17 protein-coding genes are annotated in these 19,749 nt (G+C 44.5%); 12 read left to right on the forward strand and 5 right to left on the reverse strand.

Going from position 1 to position 19,749, the window contains the following annotated elements; translation table 11 throughout:
• Nucleotides 1-196 precede the first annotated feature (196 nt).
• Nucleotides 197-1,270, forward strand: coding sequence for a 3-deoxy-7-phosphoheptulonate synthase (locus Q4592_RS03085; protein ID WP_303510236.1), 1,074 nt, complete (start codon nucleotides 197-199; stop codon nucleotides 1,268-1,270).
• 13 nt (nucleotides 1,271-1,283) lie between these two features.
• Nucleotides 1,284-2,408: a bifunctional chorismate mutase/prephenate dehydrogenase gene (gene tyrA, locus Q4592_RS03090; RefSeq protein ID WP_137672123.1), complete on the forward strand. Its 1,125-nt coding sequence runs from the start codon at nucleotides 1,284-1,286 to the stop codon at nucleotides 2,406-2,408.
• 60 nt (nucleotides 2,409-2,468) lie between these two features.
• On the opposite strand, the gene Q4592_RS03095 is transcribed toward tyrA, so the two are convergent.
• Both Q4592_RS03095 and Q4592_RS03100 read right to left on the reverse strand, forming a co-directional pair.
• Nucleotides 2,469-2,903, reverse strand: coding sequence for a hypothetical protein (locus Q4592_RS03095; protein ID WP_303509645.1), 435 nt, complete (start codon nucleotides 2,901-2,903; stop codon nucleotides 2,469-2,471).
• A gap of 150 nt (nucleotides 2,904-3,053) precedes the next feature.
• Complete coding sequence (locus Q4592_RS03100) at nucleotides 3,054-4,313, reverse strand: right-handed parallel beta-helix repeat-containing protein (protein WP_303509647.1); 1,260 nt, start codon at nucleotides 4,311-4,313, stop codon at nucleotides 3,054-3,056.
• 278 nt (nucleotides 4,314-4,591) lie between these two features.
• Here Q4592_RS03100 and prfB point away from each other — a divergent pair.
• From prfB to Q4592_RS03140, 8 genes are all read left to right on the forward strand, one after another.
• Nucleotides 4,592-5,690 (forward strand): peptide chain release factor 2 gene (gene prfB / locus Q4592_RS03105; protein WP_303509649.1). Its coding sequence is split into 2 segments (ribosomal slippage): nucleotides 4,592-4,666 and nucleotides 4,668-5,690, totalling 1,098 coding nucleotides; the frame shifts between segments, so codons are not numbered across the junction.
• Between the two features lie 17 nt (nucleotides 5,691-5,707).
• On the forward strand, nucleotides 5,708-7,231 hold the full coding sequence (gene lysS / locus Q4592_RS03110) for a lysine--tRNA ligase (protein WP_303509650.1): 1,524 nt from the start codon (nucleotides 5,708-5,710) through the stop codon (nucleotides 7,229-7,231).
• A gap of 131 nt (nucleotides 7,232-7,362) precedes the next feature.
• On the forward strand, nucleotides 7,363-7,812 hold the full coding sequence (locus tag Q4592_RS03115; protein ID WP_303510238.1) for a DUF1499 domain-containing protein: 450 nt from the start codon (nucleotides 7,363-7,365) through the stop codon (nucleotides 7,810-7,812).
• Between the two features lie 105 nt (nucleotides 7,813-7,917).
• Nucleotides 7,918-8,904: a substrate-binding domain-containing protein gene (locus Q4592_RS03120; RefSeq protein WP_303509651.1), complete on the forward strand. Its 987-nt coding sequence runs from the start codon at nucleotides 7,918-7,920 to the stop codon at nucleotides 8,902-8,904.
• 93 nt (nucleotides 8,905-8,997) lie between these two features.
• Nucleotides 8,998-10,419, forward strand: a complete 1,422-nt coding sequence (locus tag Q4592_RS03125; protein ID WP_303509653.1) for an AraC family transcriptional regulator — start codon at nucleotides 8,998-9,000, stop codon at nucleotides 10,417-10,419.
• 168 nt (nucleotides 10,420-10,587) lie between these two features.
• On the forward strand, nucleotides 10,588-13,233 hold the full coding sequence (locus Q4592_RS03130; protein WP_303509654.1) for an alpha-amylase family glycosyl hydrolase: 2,646 nt from the start codon (nucleotides 10,588-10,590) through the stop codon (nucleotides 13,231-13,233).
• A 183-nt stretch (nucleotides 13,234-13,416) separates the two neighbouring features.
• Complete coding sequence (locus Q4592_RS03135) at nucleotides 13,417-14,163, forward strand: carbonic anhydrase (RefSeq protein WP_303509655.1); 747 nt, start codon at nucleotides 13,417-13,419, stop codon at nucleotides 14,161-14,163.
• Between the two features lie 286 nt (nucleotides 14,164-14,449).
• Entirely contained in the window at nucleotides 14,450-16,057 is a 1,608-nt protein-coding gene (locus tag Q4592_RS03140) for a cellulase family glycosylhydrolase (protein ID WP_303509657.1), read from the forward strand.
• A gap of 70 nt (nucleotides 16,058-16,127) precedes the next feature.
• Here Q4592_RS03140 and Q4592_RS03145 read toward each other — a convergent pair whose 3' ends face one another.
• Genes Q4592_RS03145 through Q4592_RS03155 form a run of 3 tightly spaced genes read right to left on the reverse strand, consistent with a single transcriptional unit; the run spans nucleotide 16,128 to nucleotide 17,927 of the window.
• On the reverse strand, nucleotides 16,128-16,688 hold the full coding sequence (locus Q4592_RS03145; protein ID WP_303509658.1) for a DJ-1 family glyoxalase III: 561 nt from the start codon (nucleotides 16,686-16,688) through the stop codon (nucleotides 16,128-16,130).
• On the reverse strand, nucleotides 16,681-17,586 hold the full coding sequence (locus tag Q4592_RS03150) for a ketopantoate reductase family protein (protein WP_303509659.1): 906 nt from the start codon (nucleotides 17,584-17,586) through the stop codon (nucleotides 16,681-16,683). Before Q4592_RS03150 ends, Q4592_RS03145 begins: the two co-directional genes overlap by 8 nt.
• Nucleotides 17,568-17,927: a hypothetical protein gene (locus Q4592_RS03155; RefSeq protein WP_303509662.1), complete on the reverse strand. Its 360-nt coding sequence runs from the start codon at nucleotides 17,925-17,927 to the stop codon at nucleotides 17,568-17,570. Before Q4592_RS03155 ends, Q4592_RS03150 begins: the two co-directional genes overlap by 19 nt.
• Before the next feature lie 147 nt (nucleotides 17,928-18,074).
• On the opposite strand from Q4592_RS03155, the gene Q4592_RS03160 reads away from it, so the two are divergent.
• Nucleotides 18,075-18,557 carry a YajQ family cyclic di-GMP-binding protein gene (locus tag Q4592_RS03160; protein WP_303509665.1) on the forward strand — a complete coding sequence of 161 codons (483 nt, stop codon included), beginning with the start codon at nucleotides 18,075-18,077 and terminating at the stop codon, nucleotides 18,555-18,557.
• Nucleotides 18,558-18,735: 178 nt separating this feature from the next.
• Nucleotides 18,736-19,530: a hypothetical protein gene (locus Q4592_RS03165; RefSeq protein ID WP_303509668.1), complete on the forward strand. Its 795-nt coding sequence runs from the start codon at nucleotides 18,736-18,738 to the stop codon at nucleotides 19,528-19,530.
• Nucleotides 19,531-19,749: the final 219 nt, after the last annotated feature.

The following is a 19,749-nucleotide window of genomic DNA, read 5'->3' on the forward strand; positions in this document are numbered from 1 at the left end:
AGCAGCATATTAGCATACTGTTTGTGGCAACTAATAGGACTTACCAAAACTGCTGGTAATGCTCTTAACAAGCTGGTAACGCTTGACCGCTTGCAAATGGTGTAAGCACTGGTATTGTGATGGGTTTCTATAATAATTAATCCCGCTACGGGAAAGGAAATGTGTGGCTAAATCCGCCACCGGAGTAAGAGAGCAAATGCAAAAAGATCCAATTAACGATATTCATATTTCGTCAGAACAAGTTTTAATCACTCCTGAACAGCTTCGTGAGAAGTTGCCTGCGTCAAAAGAAGCGCTGCAATTTGTTCTAGAATCTCGCCAAACAATTGCCAATATTTGTCATCATCGCGACCCGCGTTTGTTGGTGATTGCTGGTCCTTGTTCGATTCACGACCTAGACCAAGCCAAGGAATATGCGACGCGCTTGAAGAAGCTGCACGACCAGTATCAAGATCGCTTGTTTATTGTTATGCGGGTTTATTTTGAAAAACCTCGTACTACAGTGGGTTGGAAAGGCTTTATTAACGACCCTCACATGGATAACTCGTTCGACGTAGAAACAGGCTTGCACAATGCTCGTGAACTACTAACTTGGACTGCTGAGTTAGGTTTACCGGTGGCTACTGAAGCGCTAGATCCAATTAGCCCACAATACTTGTCTGAGCTATTCTCTTGGGCAGCCATTGGCGCACGAACTACTGAATCGCAAACTCACCGAGAAATGGCCAGTGGTTTATCTATGCCTGTTGGTTTCAAAAATGGTACTGACGGCAATTTAGGTACGGCGATTAATGCGATGCAATCTGCAGCTTCTTCACACCGTTTCATGGGCATTAACCAACAAGGCCAAGTGTCGTTGTTGCAAACCCAAGGTAACCCAGACGGTCACGTAATTTTACGTGGTGGTAAGCAACCTAACTACGATTCAGTGAACGTGGCATTGGCAGAGCAAGCGATGGAAAAAGCCGGTTTAGCGCCTAAGCTAGTGGTTGACTGTAGCCATGCTAACTCAAGCAAGAATCATGAATTACAGCCATTAGTTGCCGCAAACGTGATTAACCAGATCGAAGAAGGCAATAAATCAATTATTGGCTTAATGTTAGAAAGTAACTTGGAAGCAGGTAATCAACCGAGTGAAGCGCCTAAGTCAGATCTTAAATACGGTGTATCGGTAACCGATGCATGTATTGACTGGACATCTACAGCAACCTTGTTAGACAAGATGTTTAACGATCTTAGCGACAGCTTAGCCAAACGCTTGGCAAAATAATAACGGAAACAACATGGTTCAAGCTCTAAATCTCTTGCGTGACCAAATCGATGAAGTTGATCAGCAACTTCTTGATTTGCTGCAACAACGTATTCAGCTGGTGCACAAAGTTGGCGAAGTAAAAACGCAACATGGCTTGCCTATTTATGCCCCCGACCGCGAAGCCGCCATGCTGGCTAAGCGTCGTGCAGAAGCTGAAAATAAAGGTGTGCCACCTGCACTGATTGAAGATGTGTTACGCCGAGTGATGCGTGAGTCTTATACCAGTGAAAAGGACAGTGGTTTTAAAACCATTAAACCTGAGTTAGGTAACATTGTTGTGATTGGTGGTCGCGGGCAACTGGGGCGTTTGTTTGTGCAAATGTTTACGTTGTCGGGCTACCAGGTTGATGTTATTGGTAAAGAAGATTGGCAACAAGCCCCCGAGCTGTTTGCTAATGCCGGTTTGGTTTTGGTATCGGTACCCATTAACTTAACCGAGTCGGTGATTGCTCAACTCGGGAATTTGCCAAAAGATTGTATTTTGGCAGACATCACCAGTATTAAAGCTGCTCCTTTGAGTAAAATGCTCGCAGTGCATCAAGGCCCAGTTGTTGGGTTGCACCCGATGTTTGGCCCAGATGTACCAAGCTTAGCAAAACAAGTGATTGTGTATGCTGATGGGCGCGGTAGCGAGCAATACCAGTGGTTATTGCAGCAAATGGGCATTTGGGGCGCGCGCTTACATGCTGTGGAAGCCGAAAGCCACGATAAAGCGATGACATTGATTCAGTCTTTGCGTCACTTTACTTCGTTCGCTTATGGCATGCATTTAGCGCAAGAAGATGCAGATTTAAAACTGCTGCTTGATTTAAGTTCGCCGATTTATCGCTTGGAGCTAGCCATGGTAGGGCGCTTGTTTGCTCAGTCGCCTGATTTGTATGCCGATATTATTATGGCCTCGGATCAAAGCACCGCTATGATCAAACGTTATCACCAGCACTTTGGGCAATTGGTTGAGCTAATTGAAAGCAAAGACCGAGCAGGCTTTATTGCTTGTTTTGAGCGTGTTAGTCAATGGTTTGGTGATTACTCACAAGAGTTCTTGGAAGAAAGTAGAAGTTTGTTACAGCAAGCTAATGACAGCCGCCGCTCTTAAGTATTGCCTTTGAATATTAGCCAGTCTTTATGACTGGCTTTTTTGTGCCTGCGATGGGGCTTAAAGGTGCTTTTCGGTAAGGGTTTGTACTTGTAGCTCGTAGTCAGTAATTTTGCTGCTTAGCCACGCTAATGCATCGGTTTTATCGATAAATATTTGTACTGTTTCACCCGCTTGAATATATATCTGGCTCAGGTGCCATTTGGCTAACTCTGGTACGCTAGCATGGGTAAGGATAAGTGCAGTGGCTACTCGGCCACGTTGCTTTTCAATCTTAAGCCATTCAATTAATTGATTAGCAGCATCTTCAGTGTAAAAGGTTTCTCCATGGAAAGTGGCTAATACAGCCCAGGGAGAGTCTAACAACTTATCCAATATGGGAGCCGCGGCGCTGCCACTCTCTTCCATTTGTTCGAGATTCCAAGGGCCGGTGCCCTCAATTTCCATTATCTGTCCGTTCAGTGCGAACTCAATACTACCGTGTGCTTCTCGCAATGCCGCCTCCCGCTAAAACTAAACCGACGAAATTGTATTGGCTTGTCTTTTCAAGTTTACGTTAGATCGCTATTTCAGCAAGTTTCAACTCGTCATTTCGACTAAATGATTAGTCAGTAAATAGCCAATGTTAAGCCTTGTTTTCTGGCATTAAGGTGCGCTAAAAAAGTTACTATGTTGCTGGCTTTCGCCTTGTTTAAGCGCTAGGTTACTGCTGTTGCGGTATAGCCAATTGTGATTGATAACAATGCTTTTTGCACTGGCGAAGTCTAATAAAATACCAGCCCGTTTATGTTGATAAATGTGGTTGTTGTGGATTTCTATATTGCTCACTAAACCGCTACCTTTGGGGTGTTGGTAGATCAAAATGCCATCTTCATCGGTATCAAAGAATAGGTTATCAAATATCTCAATATCACTGACCGAGCCGTTGCCTTCAGTCATAATTGCCATCGCCCCGGCACCTTCAAATAAGCGTTCTTCGCTTTGCTCATTAAATGCTTCGCGAATATTATGTACTGTGTTGTTGTATATCTTAATGTTCTTTACAAAGGGCGGGCTAAAACCCAGCAAACCTCCAGCATCTAAATAAATACCTCGACGATGTAAGCCATGAATAAGATTGTTATGAATACTGCCGTTTTTTACGCCTTCTTTTAAGTCAATGCCTTCGCCGCCAAAGCGTGGATTGCCACCATCAAAAATCTGATTATTTTTGATTTCGAAATCGTGTACCCCGTTAGCCACAGTGATGGCTTCGTTATAGCCATTGTTGGCATTGTCATCTTCGCCTAAGCATGCTTGCTGAATAATGTTTCCGTCGATGGTTAGCTGGCTAAGGTTATTGTATTGCTGAGGATCTTGTTGCCATGCTACCCCCCACACGGCAATGCCAGACTGTACAGTTTGAAAGGTATGATTGTTGCGAAGCGTGATATGGCTAACAGGCTTAGCGCTTGAGCCTTCAAGGTAAATACCATTAAACGCTTGCTGAATAGTAAAACCTTCGATGGTGATGTGGCTCTGCTGCTTGATGCTAAAACCCGCACCTATTAGTAAAGTGTTCGCACGTTCCCCGGGCAGGCTGCTAATGGTGATGGCTTGATTGTATTGACCCGAACTATTGATGTTCACAGGGATGCTTAAGTGATATTGACCCGGAGTAACCCATAGCTGGTCGCCAGCAGCCAGTTGATTAACGGCGTATTGTAAGTTGTTCCACGGTTTAGCGCGGCTGCCATCTGCTGGAACTGTGTTGCTGATTGCATTAACACCGTTAGTGACAAAGTAGTCTGCGGCAAATACATTGGAGATGGAGCCTATAAAGACTAAGCCCCCAATAAGCCTGCCTATGAGCAACTGACAACAAGCAAACATAACGCTTTTAGCCTCCTTAATCCCAACAGTCATTGCAGTTTACTAAGGGCTAAGCATAAATTCAGTGTGTTACTGCTCGTTTAAAAGAGCTGAGCTGCATTTAGCAACACAGATTTAAGCGCTTTGGCTTAGGCTGATGAGCCTAATTCATGGGCTTTTAGAGGGCGTAAGTGCAGGGCAAACCTAGATTAACGGCCTGAAAGGAAAAAAACATGCTTATTTAACACTTTCATTGCGGCAAACTATGTTTATTCGCCGCTATATTGGTTAAAATTGCGCGTTTTTGGTACTTCGACGCAGGTCATTACACGATGTTTGAAATTAATTCGGTGAACAATTCTCTAGCAGATATTAAAGAGCGCACAGAAGTGCTCCGGAGGTATCTTTGACTACGATGCAAAAGCAGAGCAGTTAGAAGAAGTTAGTCGCGAATTAGAACAGCCCGAAATTTGGAATGATCCAGCACGTGCCCAAGCGCTAGGTAAAGAGCGCTCGGCGCTTGAGTTAGTGGTAAAAACCATTGATAACCTGACTCAAGGCATAGAAGATGTGGCCGGTTTGGTTGAGCTTGCGGTAGAGGAAGAAGACCAAGAAACCTTTGACGAAGCCGAGGCTGAAGCTCAAGACCTGATTACTCAATTAGAAAAGCTAGAGTTTCGCCGCATGTTTGCTGGCGATATGGACGAAAGCGATTGTTATATCGATATTCAATCAGGCTCTGGCGGCACCGAGGCTCAAGACTGGGCCAATATGATGCTGCGTATGTATTTACGTTGGTGTGAAGCTCATAAATTTAAAGCTGAATTAGTTGAAGTGTCGGATGGTGATGTTGCTGGTATTAAAGGCGCCACCATTAAAGTCAGTGGTGAATATGCTTACGGCTGGCTTCGGACCGAAACGGGTGTACACCGCCTAGTACGTAAATCGCCGTTTGATTCTAGCGGACGTCGTCATACGTCGTTTGCGTCGGCATTTATCTACCCAGAAATTGATGACAGTATTGAAGTTGATATTGATACTGGTGACTTACGGATTGACGTATACCGCGCTTCCGGTGCTGGTGGTCAACACGTAAATAAAACCGAATCTGCGGTGCGTATTACCCATTTGCCTACCAATACGGTTGTGCAGTGTCAAAGTGGTCGTTCGCAACACAAGAACAAAGACGAAGCAATGAAGCAGCTAAAAGCTAAATTGTTTGAGTTAGAGCTGCAAAAACAAAATGCCGAGAAGCAAGTGGCAGAAGATAACAAGTCGGATATTGGCTGGGGCAGCCAAATTCGTTCTTATGTATTAGATGATTCGCGGATTAAAGACCTTCGAACTGGCATTGAGAACCGAAATACTCAGGCCGTGTTAGATGGTGATTTAGACAAATTTATAGAAGCTAGCCTTAAGTCAGGGCTGTAACGAGCAAGGTTTTCACAATGTCAGAACAAACAGAACAAAGTCTGGAACAAGCAGCACAAGAAGAAAATAAACTGATCGCAGAGCGTCGCGCTAAGTTAGACAAAATTCGCGAAACTTGCTCGGCTAATGGCCACCCAAATGACTTTAAACGTGAGCACTTAGCTGACGATTTACAGCAACAGTTTGGCGAACAGTCTAAAGAAGATTTAGAGGCTGCTGGTAACGTAGCTGCTATTGCTGGCCGTATTATGGCAAAACGTGGTCCTTTCTTGGTGCTACAAGACGTATCTGGTCGCATTCAGGCATACGCGCCTAAACAAGTACAAAAAGATCTTAAAGAGATTGGCGGCCTAGACATTGGTGACATCATTGGGGTTAAAGGTGCGCTGCATAAATCAGGTAAAGGTGATCTTTACGTGAACATGGACGAATACACTTTGCTCACTAAAGCATTGCGTCCATTGCCTGAAAAATTCCATGGTTTAACTGACCAAGAGCAGCGTTACCGCCAGCGTTATGTTGATTTGATCGTGAACGACGATTCACGCCAAGCCTTCAAGGTGCGCTCTAAGTTGGTAGCCGGTATTCGCCGCTTTATGGAGTCTAAGGACTTCATGGAAGTGGAAACGCCAATGATGCAAGTGATCCCTGGCGGCGCCACGGCACGTCCATTTGTCACTCATCACAACGCGCTAGATCAAGAGATGTTCCTGCGTATCGCACCAGAACTTTATTTGAAGCGTTTAGTGGTAGGTGGCTTTGAGCGCGTATTCGAAATCAACCGTAACTTCCGTAACGAAGGTCTGTCGCCGCGCCATAACCCAGAATTCACTATGATGGAATTCTACATGGCCTACTCTGACTACAACGATCTAATGGATCTAACCGAAGAAATGCTGCGCACTGTAGCGGTTGAGGTTCTAGGCTCTTCTTCTATGCCTTATGGCGAAGAGACAGTGGAGTTTGCTGGTAGCTACCCACGCTTGAGTATGTTGCAAGCGATTAAGCAGTACAATCCAGAGCACACCGATATTCAAGCTTTAGATTACGACAAAGTGCAAGACCGCGAGCACATGGTTAGCATTGCTAAATCAGTTGGTGTTGAAGTAGAGAAGTTCTGGACTTGTGGCCAGCTACTTGAAGAGATCTTCGGTGAGACTGCTGAGCCTAAGCTAATTCAGCCAACCTTTATTACCGAATACCCAGCAGATATTAGCCCACTAGCGCGTCGTAACGACGACAACGCCTTCATCACTGACCGTTTTGAGTTCTTCATCGGTGGCCGTGAAGTCGCGAATGGCTTCTCTGAGCTTAACGATGCGGAAGACCAAGATGCGCGCTTTAAGGCGCAGGTTGAGGCTAAAGATGCTGGCGATGATGAAGCGATGTTTTACGACGCCGATTACATCACCGCCTTAGAGCACGGCCTACCACCAACGGCTGGCCAAGGTATTGGTATTGACCGTCTAGCGATGCTCTTCACCAACACTCATACCATTCGTGATGTGATTTTGTTCCCAGCGATGCGCCCACAAGCCTAAAGCTGACAGATAAATCATTAAAGCCACGCACTTTTAAAAGTGTGTGGCTTTTTTTTTACTTTTTTTAGTTATAGTAACAATGATTGAATGTACGACAATATTTGGCGAACCAAGGGAGAGGGATAGTGAAGATGCTTATGTGGGGATTAGTAATAGTTGTGCTGGCAGTGGGGGGATTAATGACCTTTAAGAATCTAAAAGAGCCTGGTGATTTAGGGCTTAATGCTGGTCGTTTAGCGCCGCTAGCCAGTTCACCTAATGGCGTTTCTAGCTACGCAGAAGAAGATGACAAAAAAGTTGCGCCTTTAGCCTTTAAGGCTGATCTAAAAAGTACCCAGTTAGCGGCTTTGCGCGCTTTTGCACATATGCCAAATAACAAAGTGGTGTCACGTAATGGTGACTACGTGCATGTTGTGTTTTTTAGTCCCAAGGTGGGTTATCGTGATGATGTGGAACTGTATTTTGATGAAACCAATCAACTCTTACATTTCCGCTCTCAATCGCGCGTAGGTTACTCCGATATGGGGATAAATAAGCTTCGTTATCAAGAGTTTGCAAAGTTATACAATGAAGCCGATTAAGCATTCATAAAAGCGTGAGCCAAGTTGCAGTTAGCGCAGCTTGGCTTTACCAAGTGGGTTTTATTGGCTTAGCTTAGAAGAACCTTATTCACATGCGGTGATTCAGTGAAAGCTCTAATTACTAGTTTTCTAATTCTTTTCTGTAGCGCTTTAATGGCCGAATCGGCTAATCCTAAACCTCGTTATTTAGTGGTACCTAAAACGGTAACCAATCCCTTTTTCGATGATGTAGAAAAGGGCTGTTTACAGGCTGCTGCAGAATTAGACGTGGAATGTATTTATCTCGGGCCCGAAGAAGCCGATGCGAGATACCAAGACCAAATTATTACCCAGCAAATAGAACAAGGCGTTGATGGCATTTCGGTGTCGGTGATTAACTCGCGAGTATTAACCCACCGCAGTATGTTGCTGGCTAAGCAACATAAGGTGCCGGTAGTGACTTTTGATTCCGACTTTTCTGAGCAGGCTTTAGCGCAAAACCCCACGTTGCGTTATAGCTATATTGGTACCGACAACTTCCAGTTCGGTTTTCAATTAGGCCGCTTAACCCAGGCCTTAAAGCCAAAGGGCGGTGCGTTTTGTATCTTAACAGGGCATAAAGGTGCTGCTAACTTGGTTGAACGCATAAATGGTGTTTATGCAGGGCTAGGGTTCAACAGCAAAGGCAATAGCGAGCTCTGGGAAGAACACAGTCGCTGCCCAATCCATTCAGACGACGAAGCACTACGATCGCTGAATAACCTAGATAGAATGGTGCGCTTACATCAATACGAACCTAAATTGCTAGATGCAGTGATTACCGTCGGTGCTTGGCCACAAACCCTTGAGTTTAAGTACACCGAAATTATTAGCCCTTACCAAAAAACGCTAGACTCAAAAAACTTACTGCTGATTTTTGGCGATACCTTAGAGGTGCAGAAGCGCCTACTTGCTCAAGGTTTAGCCCATGGAAATGTAGGGCAGTCTCCTTATGATATGGGCTATCAGTCAATTTATACCCTGCACAGTATTCATCAAGGTAATGCGGTAGAGCCGATTATTCATACCAAGTTGGAGCGCTGCGTTTACGGCCAACAGCCACTTTGTCAATAAATCACACTTTGCTGGTTGCTTACAATTAAGTCATTGAGACCTTGTTGTTTTTATGCAGAATAATGAGACTTTTCTTTTACGACAATCAGCATTTTGAAGCTCTCAGCGTTAAGTTCTCCCCTCGCTAAAAAACTCGGGCATTCTCACTTGCGCGTGGCGGGAGAGTATTGGCATTTAAGCGATCTGCTGCAGCTGCAACATATCTTGCTGAGTCATGCGCCGAGCCTGAAAGAAGGTTTGGTATGGTGGAGTAAAAGCTTATCTCTGTTTGAACGTAATGTTTATATCGAGATCAGTGAATCCAATGAGAGTCTTGATTTAACCTTATCGACTCGAGACCAGCAAAACCTGCCAGCTTGGAGTGAGCTGTTACTAACAGATTTACACGCTAGTCTGTCTTCGCAGGTGAAAACAGAATTGGTGTCGGTAACCAGTAAATTATGTTTCCGGGTGAGTTTACAAGAGCTAGAGCCGCAGCCCGCTAAGCCTGCATTGCATAGTTTTGCTAAAAAAGTCTTTTTATTGCTGCAGCATCAAGCCATTGAATCACCTGATTTACAGTCTCAGCTAAAGCGCACCATTCAGCGTGCTATTGATAAGCCCTTGAGCATTGATGTTGTTGCCAAACAACTGGGTTTATCAACCCGCACTTTGCAGCGTCGGCTAAGCGAAAAACAGCTTAACTTCTCTAAATTGGTCGATGATGAAAAACAAACCTTAGCGCTTAATTTATTGGCCGATACCCACTTATCTGTTGCTCAAGTGGCCTTGAAACTGGGTTATGATGATCCGTCCAATTTTCATCGTTCGTTTCGACGCTGGTTTAGTTTTACTCCTAGCTTTTATCGGCAGCAATGCCAACAAAACCGTATTCAAGTAAACCAGCAACCGGTGCGTTTGCACTATGCGCGCGGCTCCATTGGGCTGCCTGGAGAGTTGCATACTCAAGAAGGGCAGGTTTGGTTAGAAGTAGACAATATTGCCTTTGAAAAGGTGGTAACAGTTGAATGCAAAGATCAAGATGGCATTTGGCGCCACTATCCCGCTTTTTTTGATGACTTTCTGGCAGACGGCACCGAGCTATGGTCTACCGCTAACCTACCAGTGGCACAACCACTGAGCTTTAGGCTCCGCTATGATGTTGACGGCGAAACTTATATTGATGACAACCAGCAACGCGATTATTTAGTTAGTGAGCGCCTGTTGCTGGGAGCGCCCGCGTATATTGTGCCTACCTTGAGTATTATAAAAACTGGTTTTGCTTATCAATTGTTTATCGAGTTGGCGTGTCGTATAGCTAATGTAGATAAAATACTATGTTACCTAGGCGAGCACCCTGAACCGCTGGCTTTACAGCAAGTAAGCACTAACTCGCAATATAGCGTTTGGACCTTATCCAGTCCTTTTCCGGCTTTGGCAAAACAATGTCATTTTCGGTTATATGACAAATATAACCAAGAGCTGGCACTGCATCACTACCCTAAACACTACCAATTTGTCCCTCCGCTGATGTAAACAAGGTTTAGCACCTTTCACCTACAGTAAAATTGTTGCAGCCTTCACAAAGTGCTTTTACTGGCATGCTAACGCCTAGTATTTGGCACCAAGTGACACCATTTTTCATCTGCCTTTGCTTTATTGTTTGGCTCACTATCATTCACAATGGAAGGCGATATGAGCGTAATGAGTAACAATATAATGAAGCCAGCAAATATACTGGCTTTGTCTGTGGCACTGGCATTAAGTGGCTGTAATTCTGATGATGAGGCTCAAGTCGTCAATGGCAGCCATGTGGCATCACCAGAGTGGCAAGAGCAGATTATTTATTTCCTGATGATTGACCGTTTTAATAATGGAGACCCAAGTTTAAGTGATCAAGGCCAAGGGGAGTTTGACCCTAGCTCGGATAAAAAATTTAGTGGTGGTGATTTGGTGGGAGTCAGCGACAAGCTCGACTACATTCAACAGCTGGGTGCAACCTCAGTATGGATAACCCCTCCGGTGGCTAATCAATGGTGGGATAACGAGCAAAACTATGGCGGTTATCATGGTTATTGGGCGCGTGATTTTCAGCAGGTTGACGAACACTTCGGCGACCTCGCCAGTTATCAAGCGCTGGCAAGCGACATTCACAGTCGCAATATGTTTTTAATTCAGGACATTGTGACTAACCATGTTGGTAATTACTTCACTTATGATAAGCCCTGGGAATACGACGCCAGCCAACCTTGCGAAGGCTTTCGTTTGACCAATAATCCTCTTGTCGAGGGGCAGGTTTTACCTTATCCGCTCAATCTTAATAGCTGTAAAGCAGATGGCACGGGCAGCTACCATTGGACACCAAGCATTAGTGATCATAATAATCCAGATCAGGAGAAAAACTGGCAGCTTTCAGATCTCGATGATCTAAATACCGAAGATCCGGAAGTGAGGGCTTATTTGAAGCAAAGCTACCGTAAATGGATTAGAGAAGTGGGGGTAGATGCATTTCGTATTGATACGGTGAAGTTTGTTGAACATGAGTTTTGGCATGATTTTCTACATGCCGACAATGGTGTAATGGCGCAAGCAGAGCAAACCGGGCGGCAACAGTTTTTAACCTTTGGTGAAGTATTTGAAAGCTCGACGGCATACAACACCGAGGGTGAACAAAAAATGCTAAGTTACTTGGGTGAGGGAGACGCCAAGCAACTGGGCTCATTACTCAACTTCCCTCTGCAAACCACTATGACGCGGGTTTTTGCAAGTGGACAGCCAACCGATTACTTACGTTTTCGTTTAGAAAAAATGATGGAGTTGTTTCCTAACCCTTATTTAATGCCGAATTTTATTGATAACCACGATATGCCACGCTTCTTGTCTCAAGCTAGCCAAGCTGATTTGAAGCAGGCTCTCATCACTATGTTATCTATTCCGGGGATCCCGGTTATTTACCAAGGCACCGAGCAAGCGATGAGTGCTAGCCGTGATGCGATGTTTGACGGTGGTTATCGTGATGACGGTGAGTCTAAAGACTCCTTTGAGCAAAATAGTGAAATGTATTTGTTCATTCAAGCGCTAGCCGCACTGCGTACACAAAATGCGGTGATGACGCGTGGCGATATTAAGGTAATAGCCAGTGATAAATCGGGAGCAGGCGTATTTAGTTTTATTCGAACGTTGGGCGACGAAGAAGTTTTAGTGGTAATGAATACGGCAAATGCGCCTATGTTGCTTAATCGCTTAAACTTGCAACAACCAGAAGGGACGGTATTTGAGCAACAGCTGCAGGCCAATTGGTTGCAAGCACCAGCAGGCTTAGTTAGCGATGCTAATGGCGAAGTTAGCCTTGAGTTACCCGCAAAGGCAGCAGTTATTTATTTTAAAACCCAGCAAACAGCAGCGGTTAATACCCCCGACTTAGGTATTCGCTTAGATGATGATTGGGCGGATCGAACCATTACCCAAGACACAGTAGTGAGCGGTAGTGCCGAGCCCAATGCTAAATTGCAGTTAGTGGTAAACGGTAACTTAGCAAACGCCACTGATATTAAAGCAGACCAAAGTGGGCAATGGACAAGTTTGTTATCTACTCGTCACTTTGCTATTGGTAAACAATCGCATCGTTTTGCTATTTATTCCCCTAAGGAACAGGCTGGCCTCGCTGATGTGCACTTTACTTCGGACTTGGCGTGGTCGAATACCCCTGATTTTAGTATTGACGATAGCGGTGATGTCGCAGAAGGGAGTGGCGGGCCAAATGGCAGTTACTCGCTACCTGGCGATCCTAGTTTTGACAAAGTAAATAGCCAGCTAGCGATTAACCAAGCCGAAGTTTATTCGGTGGGCAGCAATGTTCGTATCAAACTAGTGATGGATAAGCTTACCGACACTTGGTTACCACCGAATGGGTTTGATCATGTAGGTTTTTCTATCTTTATTGATCTACCTGAAGATCAAGGGACTAGTCAAAGTGTACTACCTAAAATAAACGCCACCATGCCAAGCGGTACCTGGAATCGTAATGCGGTGATATTTGGTTGGCAGAGTTCGATTTACAATGCCGATGGAGCTGACGCAAATACTTGGGGTGAAGCAGTGACTCCAGCCCCTATTGTCACCGTGGATAAGGAGCAGCAAACGATTTATTTAGATTTTGCTAGTGAGGCTTTAGCCCGACCAAGCAGCTTAAATGGCATTCGTTTCTATCTTAGCACTTGGGATCTGGACGGTTTGTCGGCAGTTTATCGCCCATTAAATCCTGAAACGGGACCTTGGAACTTTTCTGGTGGCGCAGAGGACGAGGCTAAAATTTGGGATGAATTACCGATAATTACGCTAAGCGAGTAAAACTATAAACCATGTTAAGCCTTACATTAGTAAGGCTTTTTTTACACCTGTTATAATTAATTTAGTCATTATTCTCACCTCTATATTGATTCAATAGTCATTAGGCTGTTAAAACCTTGTTTCCTCTTACTCGTATCCATTCGGATCGAGTAGTGAGTTTTCCATTTTTGAAGGAAGCAAGAAATGAACAAGCAAATCTTAAACGTTATTTTAGCGGGATCTTTAATTAGTGTATCGACAGTAGCAGGAGCTAAAGAAAGCGCTCATTGGTCATACTCTGGTCATCAGGGCCCCGCGCATTGGGGTGAGCTAGCCCCAGAATTTGCCACTTGCGCAGGTGGTAAAAATCAATCACCCGTTGATATAAGTCATACAATTAAAGGTGAGTTAGAAAGCCTTACCGTAGCCTATAAACCCGCCGGCGAAGCGGTAGTTAATAACGGTCATACTATTCAAGTTAACTACGCAGCTGGCAGCACCCTAGGTTTGGATGGCCATGAGTTTGAGTTAAAGCAGTTTCATTTCCACTCTCCTAGTGAAAATACTGTTAAGGGCCAGTCTTACCCCTTAGAGGCGCACTTTGTTCATGCAGACAAGCAAGGAAACTTAGCGGTTGTGGCATTAATGTTTGAGCAAGGTGAGGCTAACCAAGAGCTGAGTAAAGTGTGGGCCAAAATGCCTAAGAATGCGGGCGAACAAGCGGAATTAAGTCAGGTGGTGAACGCCTTAGCGCTGTGGCCAAGTCAGCAAGATTATTACCGTTTTAATGGTTCGCTAACAACCCCTCCTTGTTCAGAAGGTGTGAGATGGATAGTACTTAAGTCCCCAGTAAGTGCCTCTACACAACAAATTGACGATTTTACCGCGCTTATGCAGCATCCAAACAACCGTCCGTTGCAAGCGATCAACGCCAGAACCATTCTTGAGTAAATGTCGTTGACGACTAAACCGGCTTGTTGCTTGGATTCGAATATTAGCAACAAGCGGGAATAAGCGCGTTATCACGGTCAATTAATTTAGGTCTAACAATAATACAAATAATCAAGAAAGCATTTATAACTTTTAATCAAACTAAGACCTAAGCATAGCTATTTGATGAAAGCGGTATGAAACCTTTAGTTTTTCATGCGAAATGTAAATTAGTCATTATTGTTTAATTGATCAATAGGGTTTTTGGCTTATTTTTCAACTTATAACACAACAATATGGAGTAACTATGAAACGCTACAACACAAGGGAATGGCTGTTGTCTTCTGGTCTTAGAACAGAAAAAGCAGCAATAAAAACAATTATCAAAGCTGGGATGTTGAGTTTAGTCGCTACAGTAGCTGGCCTTAGCTTTTCTGCTTCGGCGGGTTTTACTACCTCGGGCACTCAGCTATTAGACGGCAATGGTAAGCCGGTTATCATGCGCGGGGTTAACCATGCACATGCTTGGTACAACTATCGCCAAGGTGCGTTTCGCGATATTGCTGAAGCCGGCGCAAATACAGTGCGAGTGGTACTGAGTGATGGCCAGCAGTTTGCTAAAAACGATGCCGCCGATGTCGCCAAAGTGGTAAAAATGTGTAAGTTAAACCGCTTGGTATGTGTGCTAGAAGTGCATGATGTCACCGGCTCGGGTGAGAAAGCGGAAGCTGGAGAAATGCAAATCACCGCCGCTTACTGGGTGGAGTTGGCCGATGTATTAAAGGGCGAAGAAGACTACGTTATCATCAATATTGCTAACGAACCATTTGGCAATAACGTTCCCGCAGAAACCTATGTGAGTGAACATAAGCAAGCGATTACCACACTACGTGATGCCGGCTTCACTCATACCTTGATGGTAGATGCCGCGAACTGGGGACAAGATTGGCAAGAAATTATGCTGGATCATGCCTCAGATGTCGCATCGGCTGATACGCTAAATAACATCATGTTTAGTGTGCATATGTACCAGGTTTACCAAAATCGCGAGAAAATCGAATCTTATGTATCTACCTTCCTAACTCGTCATAACATGCCGTTGATTGTTGGCGAATTTGGTATGGATCATCAAGGTCAAGACGTAGATGAAGATGCTATTTTGGCGGTCGCTGAAGAGTATAGTATTGGTTATCTCGGCTGGTCGTGGTCTGGCAACACTGCCCCCGGTACCTTTGAATTGGATATGACAGTTAATTTTGATGCAAGTAAGTTAACTCCTTGGGGTGAGCGTTTATTCAACGGCATTAATGGGATTAAACAAACGTCTACTTTAGCCTCGGTGTTTGATGGACAAGAGCTGCCTGTGATTCAACAGTGCGACTTTTATGGCACCATCATTCCTGTTTGTTTATATGAAGATGGTGGTCACTCACAAGAAAATGGTGGAAGCTGTGTGGGTTACACAATGTGTCTGAATATTCCTGCAGGTTCTGGCGGCTTGGTTGATGGTCCTGTAGACCCAACAGACCCAACAGACCCAACAGACCCAACAGACCCAACGGACCCAACGGACCCAACGGACCCAACGGACCCAACGGACCCAACGGACCCGGTGGATCCTAACGCGGCCTGTAAGCATTTGGTCGTCAATAGCTGGGATGGTGGATTCCAAGGTGCAGTCACAATCACCAATAATGGCAGCGAAGCGATTAACGGATGGGAAGTGAGCTGGGGTTACAGTGATGGTTCAACGGTGACCAGTTCTTGGAATACTACACTGGTTTCTGCAGAAGGTTATACAGCGTCTAACGTTGGTTGGAACGGCACCATCGCCGCTGGCGAAAGTGTAGAATTTGGCTTTACTGGAAGCGGAGCGGGTAATGCTACGGCAATAACTGGCGCGGTTTGCCAATAAGGTAATCGCCCATACTAAGTGTAAGCCATGCTGAGCATGGCTTTTATTTGGTTGATATAAGAATTTATATCTAAGCAAGTACCATTGGCGCCGCTACTGCGTTTGCGCAATCTTGCCCTTTTAATTGCGCGACTAATGCCAAACTAAATTCGAGGGCTGTTCCTGGGCCTTGGCTGGTTATTAATTGATGAGTTTTATCGACTACCACTCGCTGTGTGGATAATAGTTGTTTAGGCAGATCTTTTTGAAAGCCGGGATGGCAGGTTACTTGAGCTTCCCCAAGTAAATCGTGAGATGCGAGCACAAGTGCTGGCGCAGCACATATTGCCGCTAGCCATTGAGTATTGGAGCGGTTTTTTAGTATCTCAATCAAGTGAACCGAATCACGAAAAACCTCACTACCAGGCACTCCTCCTGGCAATACCAACATATCGTAAGCTGAGGCGTCTATCTGATTAAGGTGTACATCGGCAAGCAGCTTCACTCCTCGAGATGCGCATATCTCTAAGCTAGCTGTAGGGCAAACACTTACCACATCCACCGTTATATCGGCTCGGCGTAATACGTCGATAATCGTTACGGCTTCAATTTCTTCACTGCCGGGTGCAATGGCTACCATCACTTTAGTCATATTGTTGCTCCAGTTTTTTAATCTGTTCTAACATTTTTTCATTGTAAGGGCAGTGCAGTTGAAACTGTTTGGCGCGTTGCAACACATAAGCATTTATGTAGTTAATCTCGCTAGTTCGTTGATGATGAATATCTTGATGCATTGAAGAATAGTTAGCGGCGGTGTTTTGTGCCACTAAGTGCACTGTTTGTAGTAAATACTCTGCGCTGAGCGTAATTCCCTCGCGCTCTGCTACTAGGCTAAGCTCTTGGCATAGGGCTTCTAGTGTTTGTTGGTAATGGCTATTTAACAGATCTCCGTTTGGACAATTGTGAATAGCAGTAAGCGGATTTATGCAGCAGTTAATGGCCAGTTTTAACCATAGTGCTGGGTAGATATTGTTATGCCAGTGTAGAGGCGCTAAGGCCTCGTTCAGCAGTGATAGCTCATCAGGTTCAGCGCTGCCTAAATAGCTACCCAGATCAATTTTACCTAAGCCGGTATGTTTAATGTGCAGGGCTTGTTGGCTTTTACTCAATACTAATGCGCCATGGGTATTACTGGCTAAGTAGAGTTGCTCGGGATTAAGTTGATTAATTAGGTCTTGATGCGCGCCTAAACCATTCACCATTAAGATAACCTTACAATCAGCAGGAATAGTAAGAGCGGCCACTGCGCTGGCCACTTGATGAGCTTTTACGCATATGATTAACCAGCGGCAGCTAGGTATGGTATTGAGTAGTGGCAAGCGAGTGCGTAGCTGGGTGCTATTGTCGGCAGAAAAAGGCGTTAAAGTAAGCGCTAGGCTGCTTTCTCTGGCGATACGCGGGTCAACAAAACACACTTTACTGTGTTGGCTCAACAGTGCCGCCAGTAAGCCGCCGACAGCGCCAGCGCCAACTATTGCGCAGTGATACATCGGTTCACCTTTTGTATGCTTGAGTGTCGGCTTAAGGCTAAATAGCTTATTACGCCCAGTATATCCGCCAATTGATCTAACCAAGAAGCTTGCCGGTAGCTACTTAAGTCTTGCGACAGTTCGATGAACCCACCAAAAAGTAATAAACCAAGGGCTAGTTCTCGGTAACTATAGTCGGCCAGTTGTGCCAGCCAGGCTAAACCAAAGAAGCATACTAGGTGCAGCAGTTTATCGGAGTGCGCTATCGGGCCAACTATGTGCATTGGCCATAGGGCTAATACAAAAATACCAAGTAGGCTTGCCCACAACAACCCGCGAAAAAATGCTCTGCGTTGTTTCACTATTGCTTGTTACTCTTTGTTAGAAATGGTTCAGTCTTGGCTTATCTAAGATTACTATTGTCCAGATACTCCGAAGCATGCATTTTCGGATAGCACAGGTATAATGCAAGCATTTTCGCATAAGCCAAATTTAAGGGGATAGAAAACATGCCTTCATTTGACATTGTTTCTGAGATTGATGCTAACGAAGTTCGTCACGCCTGTGACAACGCGATTCGTGAGCTTGAAACACGGTTTGATTTTCGTGGTGTAGAAGCCAGTTTTGAGTATAAAGACGAGTCAGTAAAAATGACTGCTGAAGCTGAGTTTCAACTTAACCAAATGCTGCATATTTTACGTGGCACTTTAGTGAAACGTTCGGTTGACGCCAAGTCGATTGATTTAGCATCAGTGACTCGCAGTGGTAAAACTCACTCGCAAGTGGTCAATTTTAAAAATGGTATCGACCAAGCCACCGCTAAAAAAGTGGTTAAGCAAATTAAAGATGCCAAGCTTAAAGTACAAGCGTCTATTCAAGGTGAACAAGTACGTGTTACCGGCAAGAAGCGCGACGACTTACAAGCAGCCATGGCGCTAGTGCGCAGTGGTGAATTTGATCAGCCGTTCCAATTTGAGAACTTTCGAGACTAAAGTTAACGTGTGTTTCGCTCTTTATTAAAAGTCGCCTTGTGCGGCTTTTTGTATTTATAGGGGATTGTATGGCTTAAGTCGCTATTTATGTGGCTAGTGCGATGAATGTTAAGCCGTTGGATGCTAAGGTATATTTTCTTGGAAGGAAGCCAAAGTAAGTGAATAGGGTCGTGATAGCGTGAAATTTTTTGTGCGGTTTTTAGTGTGTTTGGGTTTAGCTATTGTTACGCAAGTTGGGGCTATTTCTTATTTGCTTTCTATGTTGCTTTGTCGTGCGAGCAAAATCACTAAGCTTTATTATGCCTTTGCTATCAATTTGGCGATGTATGCCTTACTTACGGTAGCTGTTGTGCCTTATGTCGCACCGTTATTTGGCAGAGAATCGGTGGTACATTTAACCAATGTTAAGCCACTAAATATGTGGTTAACGGTGGGCTTGAACAGAAATTATGTTGTGCCAGAGCTAAATAATGCGCTAATTGAAATAGCCGGCAATTTGGCGCAACAACAACCCGCTTTAAGTCTGAATATTTTGGATGCCAATTTCCCTTTTTTAAATCGTTTTCCTTTATTGCCTCACCTAAGCCATAACGACGGCAGGAAAATTGACCTTAGCTATGTTTATCAGGATGGATATGGCAAACCGAGCCATTTTACGCCTTCTGTAAGTGGTTATGGAGTGTTTGAGTGGCCGGGTTTAGATGAAACAAATACCAGCGCCTTTTGCAGAGAGAATGGGTATTTTCAATATAACTATTCGCGGTATCTCACTTTGGGTCAGCGCTACCCCGAACTTAGCTTTTCTAATCAGTACAATAAGCAGCTAATTGAAACCCTGTTAAAGAACACAGCCATTAGTAAGATATTTATTGAACCGCATTTAGTTGAGCGCTTACATTTAGATGACTCGAGAATTCGGTTTCATGGTTGTAAATCTGTAAGGCACGACGACCATATTCATATTCAAATTTAGTAAAACTTAAAGACTTTAGCTTGGCGGTCTATATAGCGTTTACCGTCGTTAAGCGCTTCTTTTTTCGGAGGTTATTGACTAACACGAGTCACTCCCTCATCAACTTTGCGCGTATGTGCTTTGTGATAAATCTTAGTCTGCCAACCCCCTATATCTGAAGTTTTTTTACTAAAGTGTCCAACTTTGTCTGGGTGATGCGTCATAGTAATGTCAGAGGAG

Source organism: Agarivorans sp. 1_MG-2023 (assembly GCF_030548385.1).
Taxonomy (GTDB): Bacteria; Pseudomonadota; Gammaproteobacteria; order Enterobacterales; family Celerinatantimonadaceae; genus Agarivorans.

Bases quoted from the DNA above. Each gene is read 5' to 3' on its own strand.
- Q4592_RS03085 (WP_303510236.1), top strand. From the start codon at position 197: ATGCAAAAAGATCCAATTAACGATATTCATATTTCGTCAGAACAAGTT.
- tyrA (WP_137672123.1), top strand. From the start codon at position 1,284: ATGGTTCAAGCTCTAAATCTCTTGCGTGACCAAATCGATGAAGTTGAT.
- Q4592_RS03100 (WP_303509647.1), bottom strand. From the start codon at position 4,313: ATGACTGTTGGGATTAAGGAGGCTAAAAGCGTTATGTTTGCTTGTTGT.
- lysS (WP_303509650.1), top strand. From the start codon at position 5,708: ATGTCAGAACAAACAGAACAAAGTCTGGAACAAGCAGCACAAGAAGAA.
- Q4592_RS03115 (WP_303510238.1), top strand. From the start codon at position 7,363: ATGCTTATGTGGGGATTAGTAATAGTTGTGCTGGCAGTGGGGGGATTA.
- Q4592_RS03130 (WP_303509654.1), top strand. From the start codon at position 10,588: ATGAGTAACAATATAATGAAGCCAGCAAATATACTGGCTTTGTCTGTG.
- Q4592_RS03135 (WP_303509655.1), top strand. From the start codon at position 13,417: ATGAACAAGCAAATCTTAAACGTTATTTTAGCGGGATCTTTAATTAGT.
- Q4592_RS03140 (WP_303509657.1), top strand. From the start codon at position 14,450: ATGAAACGCTACAACACAAGGGAATGGCTGTTGTCTTCTGGTCTTAGA.
- Q4592_RS03145 (WP_303509658.1), bottom strand. From the start codon at position 16,688: ATGACTAAAGTGATGGTAGCCATTGCACCCGGCAGTGAAGAAATTGAA.
- Q4592_RS03150 (WP_303509659.1), bottom strand. From the start codon at position 17,586: ATGTATCACTGCGCAATAGTTGGCGCTGGCGCTGTCGGCGGCTTACTG.
- Q4592_RS03160 (WP_303509665.1), top strand. From the start codon at position 18,075: ATGCCTTCATTTGACATTGTTTCTGAGATTGATGCTAACGAAGTTCGT.